A 16,234-nucleotide genomic window follows, 5' to 3' on the forward strand; every position below is an offset into this window, starting at 1 on the left:
TGTTGGGTCGAAGGGCGCCTTCGATCGCTAGGCCGGCGCCCGCAGCAGTCGCTCCTGGGTGGCCTCGGGCAGCACCCTGCGCAAGACCGGTGCGGTCGAACTGAGGGACGCGGCGAAGGCTGCCACGAGGTCGTGCGGGACGCTGGCGGCGAAGGAGGCCGCCCACAGGCACGGTGCGCCGAGTACAGGCTCGGCCCACGCCTGCCATCCGGCCGGTCCCTCCGCGTCAGGCTCGGCGGCCAGGACCCGGGGGTCGGCGTCCTGGATGAGGGGCGGTACCTCGCCGAGGCTGATGTGCGAGGTGAACGTCGGGTCCGTCGCTGCCGCCCGGGGCTGATCGATGTCGCGGAACCATCCGTGTGCGGCGACAGCGTCGAGGACCAGCTCGGGTCCGGCAAGCGGCACGACAGGCTGATCGCGGGCGTCGAGCGCGACGAGGAAGTCGGCCACCGCCTCGCCGGGGACGTCGCGGGTGAAGTAGGCGGACCATTGCGCGAGCGGACTGCTCGCCTCGGCGCGTGCGGAGATCTGCCAGGCGACCGGAAGCTCTCCCAGGTGGAAAGGTTCGTCCGCCAGGCCCCACTGGGCCCAGCGCAGAGCGTCGGGGCTGACGTGCAGGACGGTGCTGCGCAAGACCTGGCGGTCCTCCGGCGCCTCGTCCGGCTCGTGCCGTCCGCGGACGATCGTCAGGCTCGACCAGCCCAGGCCGGCGAGCGTGTCGGCGACGGCGTCGTAGAGGCGCCCATCATCACCGGCCAGGTGCCGGGGGCCGACCCAAAACGCGGGCTGGCCGCCGCGCGGGGTGGTCGGGTCAAGCGGGAAGTCGGGGTACAGGGGCGCCTCCAAGGGCTCGGTGCGGGTCTAGTTGCCGCCGGCACGGCGGCGGGGGCGGCGCGGGGGTGCCTGGACGGGGCCCTGCCACGTCAGCTCGATGGCGACCTCGGGTGGCAGGTGGCCGAGCTGTGCGTTCTCGTCACGCCCTTCGGCGAGGTAGACGACGGTCTTGCCGGTCTCGTCCACCGACTGCACGACCTGCGCCAAGCGGTGTGCCATCGGAAAGAAGGGGTTCATGGCCTGGCGGACCGGAGCACTCCGGTCGCAGCCGGACAGCATGTCGATGAGGTCACCGACGGTCATCTCCGGGGACGTCACTAAAAGCCTCCTGAGGTACGAGGAAACGGGGAGCAGTGGAAACGGGTCGGCGGCCTGCAGACGGCCGACCGCTCGCAGGGCTCCGGCTATCTGTCGGTTTCCGCGCCGTCATAGGAGACGTGAAGTCTCCAGCACCCGCGCCACGGCGGCGGCGACGATGTCGGCCGGCGTCTCGGTGTCGAACGACAGCTGGTAGCCGCGCACCTTGGCCGTGCCGGTGACGGCGATCTTCCATCCCTCGCCGTCCGTGCCGGGGCGGCCGAGCGGGAACCAGCCGAGGTAGAACCGGCCGTCCTTGGAGCTGACGTGCACGTCCGCGCGGTCATCCACGATCAGGTGGAAGTCCTCTGCAGAGAACTGGTCCATGACCAGCGTGGGCTGACCGGGACCGAGCTGCCACTCGCGCAGCCGCAGGGCTTCGACGGTGGTGGAGAAACCGCGGCCCACGGGCTCTACGGTCACGGGCAATCACCTCTCTGACCTGGGGTTTCTTGCAAGGTCGTCTACGTTGACATGCCCTCACGCACGTTGGCCAGTCTTTCCGCGATCTTTCCTGTCTGCCCCCGGCGAACTGTTGTTCCGAGTCTTTTCGCGTCGAACTCACCAAGCCACCCCAAGGAAAGGGGTGGCCGACCGGGGGCCTCTAGGTGCATGCTGGCCCGTTTCCCCTTGTGAGGAGAAGTACATGGAGATCCGGTCGCTTGAGGAGTTGCGCGCTGCGGATGATCTGTCGCTGGCGTTCAATCCCTACGGGCTCGGCGGCCGTATGAAGCCCGAGGACGCTGCGGAGTTCCAGCAGCGTCAGATCGCCGACTGCGACCTGACGGCGGGTGTCGCGGCTGGAACACGCGACTCCTTCGAGCGGCTGCGCACCGTCTTCGCCTACGGCGTGCTGTGCTACGACGTGTACACCATCGTCGGCGACCAGGCGCTCCTCATCTACGAGCAGGCGTTGCGAGACCGCTTCTTGGAGTGGTGCGCCGGCACCATCACCTTCCGCGTCCCCCAAGCCCCGGACGTCTCCTACACCGTCACGTCGTACGACGACGTCAAGAAGCGCGCAGACAGAATGACGCGACAACGCGCGAAGCTGGTCGTCGCCAACCAGGCCATCGAGTTCAACGGGATGCTGCACGGGCTCCGCCTGTGGGCGCGTACGGCGGGCCTGCTCCACGGGCGGCGCAGCCGCGTGGTCGAAGAGGCGCTGGCCAAGCTGCGTAACTACGTTGCCCATCCCTCCGGCCACCACATCGACACCCCCGTCGAGGCGGCCCGAAGCGTCCGGGATCTGGCGGAACTGATCAACCAGCTGTGGGGGCACGCCACTCCCGGTGGGCGCCTGTACCCAGCCCCTCTGCGCCGGGAGATCGCCGTGCTGAGCTGGAACGGTTCCGGACGGGCTCGGATGGAGCCCGCCCACGCTCTCACCGTCCCTGGCCCCATGGAAGGTCAAGAGGACGACGAGTACCAGCACGTCGTGGTACGCGCCATCCCCTTCGTACCGGGCAGTCGCTGGGACGATGCTCACTGGGCAGAGTTCGACACCCGCTACGAGACCACCCGGTTCCCAACGGATTATCTGTGGGGGCCGGGCACCCGCCAGGAGGCCCAGGCGTGGCTGGAGCAGGAGCGTCCCGAGGGGGACAGCGTCGACTTCACCGACCGGGTGTTTCTCGTCCAGGACCACGGACGCCTGCTGCCGCCGATGCGCCCGGCCGTAGCGGCTGGGCTACCCGACGACGAGCGCCTCGGAGTCTGGCATACCGTGCGAGCCGACTTTCCCGACGACGCCTTCGCGCACGTCCGAGGCGCCGGAGATCGCAGCGCCGGTCATGCCCGCCGCCCCGGTAACTGTCCTGCCTGTTCTGCTGAAGTCCTTGGCTCCGGCTCCTACGACCAAGCCCTTCGCGCTGCTGCAGCCACTCTCGGACCAATCCAGGCGGTACAACTGCCCTCCGTCCGGCTGCCCTTCTCTACCTTCTGGCCCGACCGACCGTGAGCAGTACAACGCGAGGAGACGGGTGGATAGGCCAACAACGCCAGTCGCCATCAGCATGGCCGTGAAATCACCCTGACGACGGGAGTCAAGCAGATCGGCGGCCCACCGCCCGGCGTCAGGAAGGATCGGGCGGCCGGCGACGAAGCGTCCGGCAGGGAACTGTCCGAGGTCAGAGTTCTTGCCCGAACAGCGGCACATCACCGGGAGTCAGATCGCTCCTGACACGCTCCAGCCGCACGGGGTGGCGCCAGCGGCCAGCCGCGTCCAGGGACACGTCGACCGCGACCTCCGCGACGACAACCGGCTCGACCAGCCGTACGGCGAGCTGCTCCCGCGACCCCCAGCTCGCGCTGAAGGTCCACCCCGTCCAAGGGTGCGCGGGTCCGCCCGGCTGGAGTTCGGCGGCCAGGGCTTGGCGGACGGCCAGGTTCAGGACGGTGGTGCGTCCGGTGTACTGGAGCCGACCGTCGGTGTCGAGGCGGCCGAGCAGGGCCGTGGTGGGTGCAGCCAGGGCGCCGGTGACCGCGCCGATCACGGCCTCGGTCGTATGCCGGGACCGGTATTTGCGCCACGCCCTGAACCCGGGCAGGTACCGCTGGTCCAGCGCTTGAAGACGAGCCCCTCCAATCCGACCGTCGACCACTCCAGCCAGTCGGTGGCCTGCTTGGGGTCGGTGGTGGAGGGACACAGGGTCCAGGGAGCCTGTAGGCGGTGGTCGGCGAAGAGCTGTTCTAGTGCCGCACGGCGAGCCCGGTAGGGCTGCGCGGTCAGGTCGGCGCCCGCCCGCAGCAGGTCGAAGGCGACAAAGTGGGCCGGCCACTGCTCGACGGCACGGACAGCGGTCGCTGCCCTGCGGTGCGCACGCTGCTGAAGACGCTCGAAGGACAGCCGGTCGCCCTCCCACACCACCAGTTCCCCGTCGAGCGCCGTGTCGTCGGGCAGCTGCGAGGCCGCGGCGACGATCTCGGGAAAGGCCGCCGTCAGGTTCCCGCCTCGGCGGGAACGGATCAGGACCCGGTCGCCGGGCCACCGTCCCAGCAGCGCCCGGTAGCCGTCCCATTTCGGCTCGGCCGCGTGGTCCGGGTGGAGCACGGGGTCGGGTGTGGGGGTGGCGAGCATCGGCTCCGGCAGGGACCAGGTCGAGGACATGGTCGAAGGTGTTCCACCGTTAGCAGGCGACGGGGGCGGTGTCGCCCGGTCAGCGGATGGCGGCAGGGCCTTGTCCGGGTGCGCGGTCTGTACGTCGGCAGCGGAGTCCATCAGGAGATCGTGGTCCGCCAGGACGCGCCAAGTTCCGCGAGCTGTCCACGAAGTACGCCGCGCTGCTCCTCCAGGTCCTGCGAGGCCGGCGACAGGAGATAGACGTTGTCGCGGTACAGGCGGAACCCGATGCGCTCCCACCCTTGAGTGATCTTGGCGTTCACGCGGTCCCACTCCGATCTGTCCGTCAGACGCTGACTGCTGAGGTCGGTGATACCGGGTGAGCAGGCGATGGCCCGGCAGCCGGGCATGAGCCGGTGGATCGCCTCGCAACCGAGTACGGCCGCCAGGCCGTGCCCGCGCCACTGCGGATCCAGCGTCACGCGATCCATGACGAGCAGTGCGGAACCGACGTACGCCAGCAGCTCGCCGACCTCGCGGGTGAAGGATCCCGTCTGCGGGTCGAGGAGGACCTGGGCGATCTCGTACAGCTCCTCGGACTCCTCCCCCATGGCCCAGTAGGCATTCCGGCCGCGGTCGAGATGCACCCGGTAGAAGGTCATCGACCCGACGACGACGTCCTCTGTCGTGCACGACGGGCATCCTGCGGTGGCGCAGCCGCTGCCCTCCTGCGGGCTCTGCCCGCCGTCATGCGTACGCCGGCGGTGCAGGACGGCGACGTTCCAGCACTCCAGTGTGTCGGACTGCGGGGTGTCCCAGAGTTCGTCGTCGTAGGAGATGCGCAGGTGCAGCTCGGCGGGGTCGCCGGGCAGCGACGGGGACTCGATCACCGCGGCAGCGTAGCGGGCACGCGCGTTCGACTGCCTTTCGCCTGCTCCGCGGGCCTGCCGCGTGTCAGCGAGAGGTGCCGGGCGACTTCGGGCAGGGCAAAGCAGACAGACCGGCGCCCGTCGTGGTCGTCCAGACCGCCACAGCTCCGGCCGGAGCAGTCAACCGCAGTCGGTTGCGAAGGCTCGTGGGAGTGACATGACCCTCGGCGGCTTGCATTTCTCGCACAAGGAATCGAACATGTGTTCATGCACGTCGTTTCGCCTGGTGAGCGAGGGACTCCGGAGACGACCGGAGTCCAGTCCGGCACACTCTCCAGCCTGCTCCCGGGCGGGCAGCTGCCCCACGGCGCGGTGGTGAGCGCCGGGGGCGACCTGCCCCTGCTGATCGCGTTGGCCGCGGAGGCCGCCGCCGACGGCGGGGCCTGGGCAGCCGTCGGTTTGCCGCAGCTCGGCGGACTGGCTGCGGCGGATGCCGGTCTGGATCTGGCGTGCGGGCTGGCCGTGCCCGAGCCGGGACGGCGGTGGCCCGAGGTGCTGGCGACGGTGTGCGAGGCGGCGCCGGTGGTCTTGCTCGGCCCCGTCGGACAGGTGGCCCTGCGCACCAGCCGCCGCATTGTGGCACGCGTGCGGCGTTCCGGTACGACGTTGCTGACCTGGCAGGACTGGCCGGAGGCACAGCTGCGGCTGCGGGTGGCCGAGGCCCGCTGGGACGGGCTCGGGGACGGCTTTGGTCTGCTCGCCGGCCGCCGTATCCGTCTGGTGGTGGCCGGTCGGGGCGCGGCGACGCAGCCGCGCCATGCCGAGGTGTGGCTGCCCGGGCCGGACGGCTCGGTGGAGCTCATCGCCGAACCCGCTGCCATCGCCGGCGCGAATGTGGTGCCGCTGCGGCCCGTCACCGCGGGGTGAGCCGGCCGTGCGTGCACTAGTGATCTGGGCGATGGACTGGCCGGTGGTGGCCGCCGGTGCGGATCAGGCCGAGCCCGTGGCGATCATCGCGCGGGAGCGGGTGCTGGCCTGTTCGAAGGAGGCCCGGCGACAGGGAGTGAAGCGCGGGATGCGGGTACGCCAGGCATCCGGGCGCTGCCCCCAGCTCAGGCTGCTCGATCGGGACCCCGAAGCGGAGACGCGTGCGTTCGAGCCGGTGCTGCGCCTGCTGGAGAAACGGATCGCTCCGCACATGGAGGTCCTGCGCCCCGGCCTGATCGCTCTGCCCTCGCGCGGACCCGCCCGGTACTTCGGCGGCGAGCCGGCCCTCGTGGAGCACATCTCCACCGTGCTCCACGACGCCGCGATCGAATCGCGTACTGGAGCGGCGGACACCGTGTTCGCCGCCGCTCTGGCGGTACGCGCCGGGCAGGGTGGCCAGCTGGTGCCGGCTGGGCAGACGGCCGACTTTCTGGCTCCGTATCCGGTGGGGGTGTTGGGCCGTCCGCGGCTTTCTCAGCTGTTGCCCCGCTTGGGCATCTCCACCTTGGGGGCGTTCGCGGCGCTGCCGAGTGATCGGGTGCTGGGCCGGTTCGGCCATGATGCCGCCGCGGCACAACGCACCGCCCGGGGCCTGGAGGCCCGGCCGCTCAACACGTCGGGGGCGGACGTGGACTACAGCGTGTCCGAGGCATTTGAGCCGCCCGAGGACAACCTTGAGCCGGTCGCGTTCATCGCCAAAGCCCTCGCCGAACAGCTCCATGTCCGCCTCGCGGGGGCCGGCGCGGTGTGCGCCAGGCTGCAGGTCGAAGCGGAACTGATGGACGGGCGGCGGCTGTCGAGGGTGTGGCGGCACGAGGGGCGCCTTTCTGCGCTGGCGGTGGCCGAGCGCGTGCGCTGGCAGATCGCCGCCTGGGCCGAGACCGGACAGCTCGACGCCTCCGCGGCGGGGATCACCGCACTGCGCCTGGTCCCGGAGGGGCTGTCGGCGGCCACCGGCAGGCAGTCGTTGCTGTTCGGGCCGCGGATCGCGCCAGAGGAACTGGAGCACGCCGCAGGACAGCTGCAGGCGATGCTCGGCCATCGCGCGGTGGTGCGCCCAGAACTCGCCGGAGGCCGCGGGCCGGACGAGCGGATCGTGCACATCCCGTACGGCGATGCGCGTGCGCGCCCGTTGGTCGAGGGGACGTGGCCGGGCCGGCTGCCAGCCCCGCATCCGGCGGTCGTCTACCCCACCCCGCGCCCCGCTCAGCTGGTCGGGGCCGATGGCGGCACGGTCGGGGTGAGTGGACGCACCCTGCTCACCCAGGCCCCGGCCACGCTGTCCATCGAGGGCGGCGCGCCGATGGCGGTGACCGGGTGGACCGGACCGTGGCCGGTGCTGGAGGACTGGTGGATCCCCGCGCAGGCCCGCCGCCTGGCGCGTCTTCAGGTCGCCTGCGCGGACGGCCGAGCCTGGCTGCTGCACATCCAGGACGGCCGCTGGGCGGTGGAGGCCCTCTATGGCTGACCCTCGCGGGAGGGTGCTGGACTTCCCCGGGACGCGTGCCGCGCCGGCGCCCGTGGGCGGCGGCTGGGCAGAGTTGCACGTGCACTCCGCCAGTTCGTTCCTCTTCGGCGCCAACCACGTGGACGCGTTGGTCGCCGAGGCCGTCCGCCTCGGCGTCGAGGCCCTGGCGATCACCGACACCAACGGGCTGTACGGCGCGAGACGTCTGGCGGAGGCCGCGAGCGCTTACGGCATCGGCAGCATCTACGGCGCCGAACTCACCCTGGACCAGGGCCTCGGGTCGATCGTGGTGATCGCCCGCAGCCTGCTGGGCTTCACCCGCCTGTCCGCGGCGATCAGCGCCGGGCAGCTGGCGGGCGCCAAGAACGCGCCGGTCTACGACCTCGACGCGCTCTCGGCTGCCGCGTACGAGGGAGAGTGGGCGATCCTCACCGGCTGCCCCGTCGTCGGCGAGGCGGCCTACGACAGCGACGCCGTCCACGCCCGGATGGACCGGCTGGTGGACCTTTTCGGCCGCACCCATCTGCACGTCGAACTCGTCGATCACCGCCTGCCTGAAGACGGCCCGCGCAACGCCGCCCTGCACGCGGCGGCGCAGCGATGGCGGCTGCCGGTGGTGGCCACGAACGCGGTCCGCTACGCGGCCCCGCGCTCTGCACGGCTGGCGGCGGCGCTGACCGCACTGCACCGCCGCGAGAACCTCGACACGGCCATCGGCGAACTGCCGCCGGCCCCGACGGCGCATCTGCGCACCGCCGAGGAGATGAGCATCCTGATGGCCCGCTACCCGCAGGCCGTCGCGTCCACTGTCGACCTCGCCCGTAACAGCGTCATCGACTTGAACAAACTGCGCCCGCAGCTGCCGGACTTCGAGGTGCCCCCCGGGCACACCCCCGACACCTATCTGCGCCACCTCGCCGAGCAAGGATGCGCCCGCCGCTACGGGCCGCGCAGCGACCCGGCAGCCGGGCCGGCGTGGAAGCAGCTCGACTACGAGCTGTCCGTGATCAACGACATGGGCATGCCCGGCTACTTCCTGATCTGCTGGGACATCACGCGGTACGCGGCCGAGCGGGGGATCTGGTGCCAGGGGCGTGGCAGCGCCGCCTCCTCGGTGGTCTGCTACGCGCTGGGCATCACCTCCGTCGACGCCCTCAAGCACGGCCTGCTCTTTGAGAGATTTCTGCACGCCGAAAAGACTGACCCGGACATCGACATCGATTTCGAGAACGACCGACGCGAGGAGGTGATCCAGTACCTGTACGCCAAATACGGCCGGTCGCACTGCGCCCAGGTGGCGAACCTCATCACCTACCAACCTCGCCTGAGTGTGCGGTTCCCTGTCAAGTTCAGCGTGTTGGAGCACCACTGCGATTTTTGCCAGCCAGTCTGCGGTGGGCGTGCGCTGACCGGCATCTGGCTCCCGCTCGCCGCGAGCTCGCCGCAGCCCTGACCTGGTGGTGCTGCGTCCGCCCATGGCCAAGAACCGCTCTTGCCACGGCCATCAGGCAGACGCCGGCGACCCCGACCTCCAGGAAGAGCTGCGGCACGCCCGCGAAGAGGTGCGGCGGCTGCGCGAACAAGCCACCCCGCCTGTAGCACCCACCAAGGGACCGGAGATCCTCGACAGGTGACCTCCTCAGCACCAACGGTCCGGCGCTCCCTCGTCGCGGTCGGCTCGTTCCTCTCGCTCGTCCTGGCCTTGCTGCTGGGCACCGCCGGCCCCGCGTCCGCTCACGCCACCCTGCTCTTCACCAGCCCCGCCGCGGACGCCACGGTGGCCGACTCGCCGAAGTCGCTGGTCCTGGTCTTCGACCAGCCAGTCAGCCTGAACGGAAGCTCTGTACACGTCGAGCCCTCGGCCCACCTGGGCAAAGCCGCGCTCAGCCAGGGCAACCAAGCGGTCACCGTGCCCGTCCGCTCCGCCCTGCCCGAGGGCGTGCACACCGTGGACTGGCAGGTCACCGCCCGCGACGGCGACGTCATGACCGGCAGCTACCGCTTCGCCGTCGGCCCCCGCACCATCGCCCTCACCTCCGGCCAGACCACCGCCGCCAAGGACGCCACCCCCACCACGATCCTGCGCTGGCTGCTGTTCGCCGCCCTCGCGGTCATGCTCGGCGAGGCGGCAGGCCGACGCCTCACGGTCCGAGTCCCCGACATCCCGGCCCGGCGGCCCCGTTCCTGGGCCCTCCCCGTCACGCTCGTCGGCACCGCTGCCGCACTCGCGCTGGCGGCCCTGCAGCTCGGGGACGGCTCGTTCTCCTCCCTCACCGGCACGCGGCCCGGCGTCCTGTCCCTGGTCGAGGTGACTGGCTTCGCCCTCGCCTCCGTGGCCGTGCTGGTGCGCCGCCGGGTCTGGGCGGTCATCCCGCTCGCCGCGGTCCTGGTCGCCGAGGCGCTGCGTGCCCACCCGCAGGCCGAGCAGGCCGTCGGGGGTCCGCTGCTGACGTTCGTGCATCTCACGGCCGCCGCCCTGTGGGCCGGAACGCTGCTGCACGTGCTGCGCACGGTGGCCGTGTGGCGGGGCGAACGTTCCCCCCGCCGCGCCCTGCTGCTCTCGTACGCCCGCCTCGCCGCCTGGCTGTTCGCTGCGGTCGTCGTCACCGGGCTGATCTCCGCGCTCCTCCTCGTCCCGCTCGACGACCTCGCCACGACGACGTACGGGCAGGTGCTGCTCGCCAAGATCGCCCTGGTCGCCGTCGTAGTGGGCCTGGCCCTCGCCGCCCGCCGTCGTCTACGTCGGGTGGGGAAGGCCTCTCCACAACGTCCGGCCCTCGTCGAGACCGGCGTGCTCGCCGTCGTCCTCGCCGTCTCGGCCACGCTCACCGTGCTGTCCGCCCCGGCCGACGCCAACCGAGCCCTGCCCTTCGCACCACCACTGGACGGCCCCGTCGTGCCCGCCGGCACCCGCGCCGGGGAGATCGGCATCAGCGCCCGCGCCGCGACCGGTCGCCTCGTCATCGACTTGACCGCGCCGCAGATCGGCGGCAGCGAAAAGCAGTCGTACGAATTGAAAGCCACCCTCGCCGACCCGCGCGGCACCCGCCGGGCTCTGAACCTTCGCGGCTGCGGCACCGGCTGCTTCTACACACCCGTCAGCTGGCGGGAGGGCACCAGCCGCCTCACGCTGACCGCCTCCGCGGGCGCCGAATGGGCCGGCGGCCGCGCGGGCCTCGCCATCACCTGGCCGCCCCGCCCGGACACGGCCCTGCTGCGTGAGACCGTCGCCGCCATGAAAAAGGTCCCCACCTTCACGCTTCACGAGCTGGTCACGAGCAACACCGCCCGCGGACTCGGCGACCTTGCGAAGCTGCCGATCACAGGCAGGGAGTTCCTTGCCTCCGAGCCGTACGGCAGCGGCACCGCTCCCGTGATCACCCGCCTGCCGGACGAGAACGGCCATCGCCGCCTCGCCCTCGCCTATCCCGCCGAGCACACCCAGCTCACCCTCACCGTCGACGAGAACGGCCGGATCGTCCACGAGACGCTGACCGCACCCAACCACCTCGTCACCCGAACTTTCGTCTACCCGGAGGCGGAGGAGGAAGGGCCGTGACCACTGAGCCTCCGGGTGAAGCCGCCGGCTCGCCTACTGGAACTGCCTAAAATCAGCAGCGATGGGGAGCCGGATACCGCACACGGCCCGCGAGACGCGCTGGACCACGCGCATCGCGGCGCTGTGCCCTGCCCTGGCCGTGTTGCTCGCCGCGCTGGTGATGTGCCTGGGACTCGTCGCCCACGACCAGAGCACCCCGCCGACAACCGCCTCCATGACCGCCATGTCCGCCGCTGCTGTCCCGACGAACATTTCGACCGAACGGCACACAGCAAAAGCCTCGCACCCGGCTGGCTGTCCCGCCGGCGACATGTGCTGCAACGGCGCCGTGCACGGCGTGCACGGCGTGCTGGCCGTGCCTGCCCAGCCCTTGCAGGCGGTCCTGTCCCGTATGCCGGATCTCCCCAGGCAGCCGGACGCCCCCTCGATCTTCCCTGGGATTGCGCCGACCTGCCGCGCTCCTGATCTACACGTCCTCCAGGTGCAACGGACCTAGACGGATGACCCGGCGCCATGCGTTCGCATGCGCACGCATGCCGACTTCCGCCCCTCCACCCCTTATATCTGCACCCACCGCTGCCCGGCGACACCCGCGCGGCGGGGACGAGGAAAACACCGTCATGAGCAAGACCAGCAAGAAGGCAACCGCCCAGGCACGGCGGGCCAAGATAGATGAGATGCGCCGCGCCGAGAAGGCCCGCGAGCGCCGCAACCGGATCATCACCATCACGCTCAGCTCGGTCATCGTCGCCGGGTTGGTGGGCTGGGGCGCGTACGCCATCAACAGCGCCAACGAGAAGGAGGAACAGAAGGCCGCCGCCGCGAAGAAGCCCGTCCAGGGCGAGAAGACCTGGGACGCCAAGAAGCTCGGCCGCAACCACGTCAAGGGCACCGTCAAGTACCCGGTGAACCCCCCAGTCGGGGGCGACCACAACCAGGCGTGGATGACCTGTGACGGCACCGTCTACACCAAGGCCATCCCCAACGAGAACGCCGTGCACTCCATGGAGCACGGCGCGGTCTGGGTCACGTACAACGACAAGGCCACCGACGCCGACGTCAAGACACTCGGCGACAAGGTGGCCAAGACGCCCTACACCCTGATGAGCCCGGACAAGTCCCAGTCCGGTCCCATCGTGCTGTCGGCCTGGGGCAAGCAGCTCACCGTCGACAAGGCATCCGACCCCAGAGTCGAGCAGTTCCTGACCAAGTACGTTCAGGGTGCGCAGACGCCGGAGCCTGGCGCCGCCTGCACAGGGGGCCTGACCGCCTGATGATGATCACGACAACAACGGCACCAGACGTGACGGATTCCGATTCCGACGAAACACCCGCCCGCAAGCCATCCTTCTGGCCCCGTGGGCCGTCGCCGCCGCGGCCTGGTCGCCCTCGGCCTGATCGTCTGGTTCGTGGCCGCTCCAGGCGACGACGGCACATAAGTTCCGGCCCTGGCCGGCGCCCACCTTCAGCACCCGTCCGGTCAGCCCGGCGAGCAGTCGGTCGCGGTGTGTGGTGCCGCCGCGCCGGTCGGACTCGGCGGCGATCTTCAGATACTGGGCGGCGAAGCGAAGCGCGGGTGTTGCTGTTCCTTGCGGCCAGCGGTGGTCATTCGCCCACTTTCGCGCTGTTTGTCCGCTGGGATGCCGTGGATGGTGGGGAGGAATTCCCCACAGGGCCGTGGTCTCACTCGAAGGCGCAGTTGGCCTCAGCCTGAGGCGGTCCCATGAGAGGGCGCAGGCCGGGTGTCCTGTGGGCCTGCGTCGACAGGTGCGCTCACAGGCGCAGTGTGCGGCGCAGGGCGCCGGTGAGTTCCTTGAACTTCTCCTCGGCGTGGGCGGGGTCGGTGCGGGCGGCGTCGGTGACGCAGCCGCGTACGTGATCGTCGAGCAGGCCGAGGGCGACCTCCTGCAGGGCGCGGCTGGCGGCGCTGATCTGGGTGAGGACGTCGATGCAGTAGCGGTCGTCGGTGACCATGCGGGAGATGCCGCGGATCTGGCCTTCGACCTTGTGCAGCCGGGCGAGGTGGTCGGCCTTGCCGTCGGCGTATCCCGGGGTCTGGCTGTGCGGTTCGTGGGCGTGGCGGTGGGAGGTGTGGGTGGCGGGGGTGGTGGTCACCGGGGTTCGCCTCCTTCATGCGTCGCGCCGGACACGGGGCCGGTGTAGCGCTCCGGGTCGGCGTCGAATGCAGCGGCGCAGTGGGCGGAGCAGAAGTAGTAGGTGCCTGTGCCGGTATTCCGCCACTGCGCCGCGGACCCCATCTCGATGCTCATGCCGCAGACGGGGTCGGTGACCGTGCTGCCGTCGGCGCGATGCTCGTCGGCGTGGTCGTGCGGGGCGGGGTGGTGGGGTGCGGTGGTCGCAGTGCCGCCAGTTGGGGGACGGTCGGTGGCGGATTCGACGCGGGGCCGGACGCTCGCGGGCTGGGTGTCCGGCAGCGGCTGGGCGTGCCAGCGGCGCAGCCGGGAGGCGTTGGTGACGACCGACAGGGAGCTGAGCGCCATGGCCGCGGCGGCGATGATCGGGCTGAGCCGGAGGCCCCACAGCGGATACAGGGCCCCTGCGGCGAGGGGGATGCCGACGGCGTTGTAGACCAGGGCGAAGAACAGGTTCTGCCGGATGTTGCGCATGGTGGCCCGCGACAGCCGGATCGCGGTGACCACGCCGCCGAGCGAGCCGGAGATCAGGGTGATGTCGGCGGCCTCAATGGCGACGTCGGTGCCGGTGCCGATGGCCAGGCCGACGTCGGCGGCGGCCAGGGCGGGTGCGTCGTTGATGCCGTCGCCGACCATGCCGACGGTGCGGCCCTCGCCCTGCAGCCGGCGTATCTCGTCGGCCTTGTGTTCGGGCAGTACCTCGGCCAGCACCCGGCCGATGCCGACCTGAGCGGCGATCGCCGCGGCGGTACGGGCGTTGTCCCCGGTGAGCATGACGACCTCGACCCCCAGGCGCTGCAGGGCTGCGATGGCGGCAGCGGAATCGTCCTTGACGGTGTCCGCCACGGCGAGGACCCCGGCGGGCCGTCGGTCGACCGCGGCAAGGACGGGTGTCTTGCCTGCGGCCGAGAGGTCGGCTGCGACGGGGGCCAGTGCGCTGGTGTCTATACCGACGTCGCCCAGCAGTCGGGCGGTGCCGACCAGGACGGCGTGCCCGTCGACGGTGGCCTGGACGCCCTTGCCGGTGACCGAGTCGAAGCTAGTCGCAGCCGGCCACGCCTGCCCGCGTTCGCGGACGCCGGTGACGATGGCTTGCGCGAGGGGGTGTTCGCTGTCGGCCTCGGCCGCCGCCACGAGCCGCAGCAGCTCAGTCTCGTCGATGCCGTTGGCGGTGTGGACGTCGGTTAGGACGGGTTTGCCCTCGGTGACGGTGCCGGTCTTGTCCAGCACGACGGTGTCCAGCTTGTGTGCGGTCTCCAGGGCTTCGGCGGAACGGATCAAGATGCCGGCCTGGGCGCCCTTGCCTGTTCCGACCATCACCGACAGCGGGGTCGCCAGTCCCAGGGCGCACGGGCAGGCGATGATCAGCACGGCGACCGCGGAGACCAGGGCCAGAGTGAGCGAGGGGGACGGGCCGAGGGTGAACCAGATGGTGAAGGTGCCGATGGCGATGGCGATCACCGCGGGCACGAAGTAGGCCGACACCGCGTCGGCGAGCCGCTGGATGGGGGCCTTGGACGCCTGCGCCTGCTGCACGAGACGGATGATCTGGGCGAGCATCGTGTCCGCGCCGACCTTCGCCGCGCGGACTCGCAGGGAGCCGGTGGTGTTGACGGTGGCGCCGATGACCGTGTCTCCCGTGTGCTTGGTGACCGGCATCGGCTCGCCGGTGACCATCGACTCGTCCACCGCGGAGGAGCCGGAGAGCACCGCGGCGTCGACGGGGATCTTCTCCCCGGGCCGGATGACGATCTCGTCGCCGACGGCCACGTCCTCCACCGGGGTCTCGGTCTCGGTGCCGTTCCGTATGACACGGGCGGTGCGGGCCTGAAGGCCGAGCAGGGTCCGGATCGCCTCGCCGGTGCCGGCCTTGGCGCGGGCCTCCAGCAGGCGGCCGAGCAGGATCAGGGTGAGGATGACGCCGACGGCCTCGAAGTAGACCTCGCGTACGTCTTCCGGCAGCAGGCCGGGGGCCAGGGTGACCAGCAGGCTGTAGCCGTAGGCGGCAGTCGTCCCCAGGGTGATCAGGGAGTTCATGTCGGCGGCGCGGTGGCGCAGGGTCAGCCAGCCCGTCACGTGGATCGGCCGGCCGGTGTAGAACATCACCGGTGTGATGAGTGCCAGCTGCAGCCAGTGGTTGAGCATCCAGCCGGGCACCCAGTTGGCGCCGAAGAGTTCGTGCGCCATCACGGCGAACAGCACCGGGGCGGTCAGGACCGCGCCAAGCAGCATTCTGCGGGTCAGGTCCTTGATCTCCGCCTGCCGCTCGGCGGCGTCCGCCGCCTCCGCCTCGGCCGCCGTTCGCTCCTCTCCCGCGGGCGGCCCTTCGGCCGCTGGAGCCTCAGGCTTGGTGCCGGTGCCGTGGCCATCTGAGGAAAGCGGCGGGCCTGCGGAGCCGTCGGCGGGTTCGACGAAGAGCGTGCCGTGGATCATGTTCATGCCGCAGGCGAAGCCGAACGAGCCCGGCTGGTCAGGGTGCAGCCGCACGGTGGTGCGTGCGTGGGCGGGCAACCCGGCAGCGACCTTGAGGTCGGGGAAGACGACGCGGGAGGTGCACTCTCCTGCCTCCTGTCGGTCGAAGACCAACTCCACCGGCGTCCCCTCACGGACTTTGATCAGGTCGGGACTGTAGCCGCCCCGCACCGTGATCTCCACCCGCTGCACCCCGCCTTCGACCCGGGCGGCGCCGGCCCGACGGGGCCCGAAGAAGAACCAGCCCAGCCCCGCGGCCAACAGCACAGCGGCCACGACCACCACGACGTCGAGGGCACCCACGAGCTGCTCGCCTCCCTTGTCGATTCCTCACTCCACCCTGCGCTCGCGTACCCCTGCCGGGTAGGGGCTGAACGGCCCACCGATCCGGGACCGTCCGGCCCCAGACCGCCTCATCAGGCAGCGGGACGATGAAGGTGAAAGCAAGAAGTCCCCGGGAGCCCGCCCAGCGCC

16 protein-coding genes are annotated in these 16,234 nt (G+C 70.8%); 8 read left to right on the plus strand and 8 right to left on the minus strand.

Going from position 1 to position 16,234, the window contains the following annotated elements:
- Positions 1–27: 27 nt before the first annotated feature.
- The 3 genes from ACZ44S_RS03830 to ACZ44S_RS03840 all read right to left on the minus strand — a co-directional run bounded on the left by ACZ44S_RS03830 (position 28) and on the right by ACZ44S_RS03840 (position 1,614).
- Positions 28–846 (minus strand): SPDY domain-containing protein, encoded by an 819-nt coding sequence (locus tag ACZ44S_RS03830; RefSeq protein WP_285512792.1) that lies wholly within the window; start codon positions 844–846, stop codon positions 28–30.
- 15 nt (positions 847–861) lie between these two features.
- Positions 862–1,152: a hypothetical protein gene (locus tag ACZ44S_RS03835; RefSeq protein ID WP_285512793.1), complete on the minus strand. Its 291-nt coding sequence runs from the start codon at positions 1,150–1,152 to the stop codon at positions 862–864.
- Between the two features lie 108 nt (positions 1,153–1,260).
- Positions 1,261–1,614: an SPDY domain-containing protein gene (locus ACZ44S_RS03840; RefSeq protein WP_285512794.1), complete on the minus strand. Its 354-nt coding sequence runs from the start codon at positions 1,612–1,614 to the stop codon at positions 1,261–1,263.
- Positions 1,615–1,837: 223 nt separating this feature from the next.
- Between ACZ44S_RS03840 and ACZ44S_RS03845 the strand changes: the two genes are divergently transcribed.
- Complete coding sequence (locus tag ACZ44S_RS03845; protein WP_285512795.1) at positions 1,838–3,151, plus strand: hypothetical protein; 1,314 nt, start codon at positions 1,838–1,840, stop codon at positions 3,149–3,151.
- 169 nt (positions 3,152–3,320) lie between these two features.
- Here the strand turns inward: ACZ44S_RS03845 and ACZ44S_RS03850 are convergent, their stop codons facing one another.
- The 3 genes from ACZ44S_RS03850 to ACZ44S_RS03860 form a co-directional block, all read right to left on the minus strand.
- On the minus strand, positions 3,321–3,686 hold the full coding sequence (locus ACZ44S_RS03850) for a hypothetical protein (protein ID WP_285512796.1): 366 nt from the start codon (positions 3,684–3,686) through the stop codon (positions 3,321–3,323).
- Positions 3,683–4,300, minus strand: coding sequence for an ATP-dependent DNA ligase (locus ACZ44S_RS03855; protein WP_285512797.1), 618 nt, complete (start codon positions 4,298–4,300; stop codon positions 3,683–3,685). Before ACZ44S_RS03855 ends, ACZ44S_RS03850 begins: the two co-directional genes overlap by 4 nt.
- A gap of 110 nt (positions 4,301–4,410) precedes the next feature.
- Positions 4,411–5,142, minus strand: coding sequence for a hypothetical protein (locus ACZ44S_RS03860; protein WP_285512798.1), 732 nt, complete (start codon positions 5,140–5,142; stop codon positions 4,411–4,413).
- Between the two features lie 246 nt (positions 5,143–5,388).
- Here ACZ44S_RS03860 and ACZ44S_RS03865 point away from each other — a divergent pair, with 246 nt between their 5' ends.
- The 7 genes from ACZ44S_RS03865 (at position 5,389) to ACZ44S_RS03895 (ending at position 12,409) form a co-directional block, all read left to right on the plus strand.
- The gene (locus ACZ44S_RS03865) at positions 5,389–6,048 is read left to right on the plus strand and encodes a hypothetical protein (RefSeq protein ID WP_285512799.1); all 660 of its coding nucleotides are present in this window, start codon (positions 5,389–5,391) and stop codon (positions 6,046–6,048) included.
- A gap of 7 nt (positions 6,049–6,055) precedes the next feature.
- Positions 6,056–7,576: a DNA polymerase Y family protein gene (locus tag ACZ44S_RS03870; RefSeq protein ID WP_285512800.1), complete on the plus strand. Its 1,521-nt coding sequence runs from the start codon at positions 6,056–6,058 to the stop codon at positions 7,574–7,576.
- Positions 7,569–9,029, plus strand: a complete 1,461-nt coding sequence (locus ACZ44S_RS03875; RefSeq protein WP_285512801.1) for a PHP domain-containing protein — start codon at positions 7,569–7,571, stop codon at positions 9,027–9,029. Before ACZ44S_RS03870 ends, ACZ44S_RS03875 begins: the two co-directional genes overlap by 8 nt.
- 22 nt (positions 9,030–9,051) lie before the next feature.
- Positions 9,052–9,210 carry a hypothetical protein gene (locus ACZ44S_RS03880; protein WP_285512802.1) on the plus strand — a complete coding sequence of 53 codons (159 nt, stop codon included), beginning with the start codon at positions 9,052–9,054 and terminating at the stop codon, positions 9,208–9,210.
- Positions 9,207–11,135, plus strand: a complete 1,929-nt coding sequence (locus ACZ44S_RS03885) for a copper resistance CopC/CopD family protein (protein ID WP_285512803.1) — start codon at positions 9,207–9,209, stop codon at positions 11,133–11,135. The genes ACZ44S_RS03880 and ACZ44S_RS03885 overlap by 4 nt, the downstream gene beginning before the upstream one ends.
- 61 nt (positions 11,136–11,196) lie before the next feature.
- Positions 11,197–11,631 (plus strand): hypothetical protein, encoded by a 435-nt coding sequence (locus tag ACZ44S_RS03890; protein WP_285512804.1) that lies wholly within the window; start codon positions 11,197–11,199, stop codon positions 11,629–11,631.
- A gap of 124 nt (positions 11,632–11,755) precedes the next feature.
- Positions 11,756–12,409: a DUF3105 domain-containing protein gene (locus tag ACZ44S_RS03895; RefSeq protein WP_285512805.1), complete on the plus strand. Its 654-nt coding sequence runs from the start codon at positions 11,756–11,758 to the stop codon at positions 12,407–12,409.
- Positions 12,410–12,908: 499 nt separating this feature from the next.
- On the opposite strand, the gene ACZ44S_RS03900 is transcribed toward ACZ44S_RS03895, so the two are convergent.
- Entirely contained in the window at positions 12,909–13,250 is a 342-nt protein-coding gene (locus ACZ44S_RS03900; RefSeq protein ID WP_285512806.1) for a metal-sensitive transcriptional regulator, read from the minus strand.
- Positions 13,247–16,063 (minus strand): heavy metal translocating P-type ATPase, encoded by a 2,817-nt coding sequence (locus tag ACZ44S_RS03905; RefSeq protein WP_285512807.1) that lies wholly within the window; start codon positions 16,061–16,063, stop codon positions 13,247–13,249. Before ACZ44S_RS03905 ends, ACZ44S_RS03900 begins: the two co-directional genes overlap by 4 nt.
- Between the last annotated feature and the right edge of the window lie 171 nt (positions 16,064–16,234).

This window comes from Streptomyces malachitofuscus (assembly GCF_055571035.1).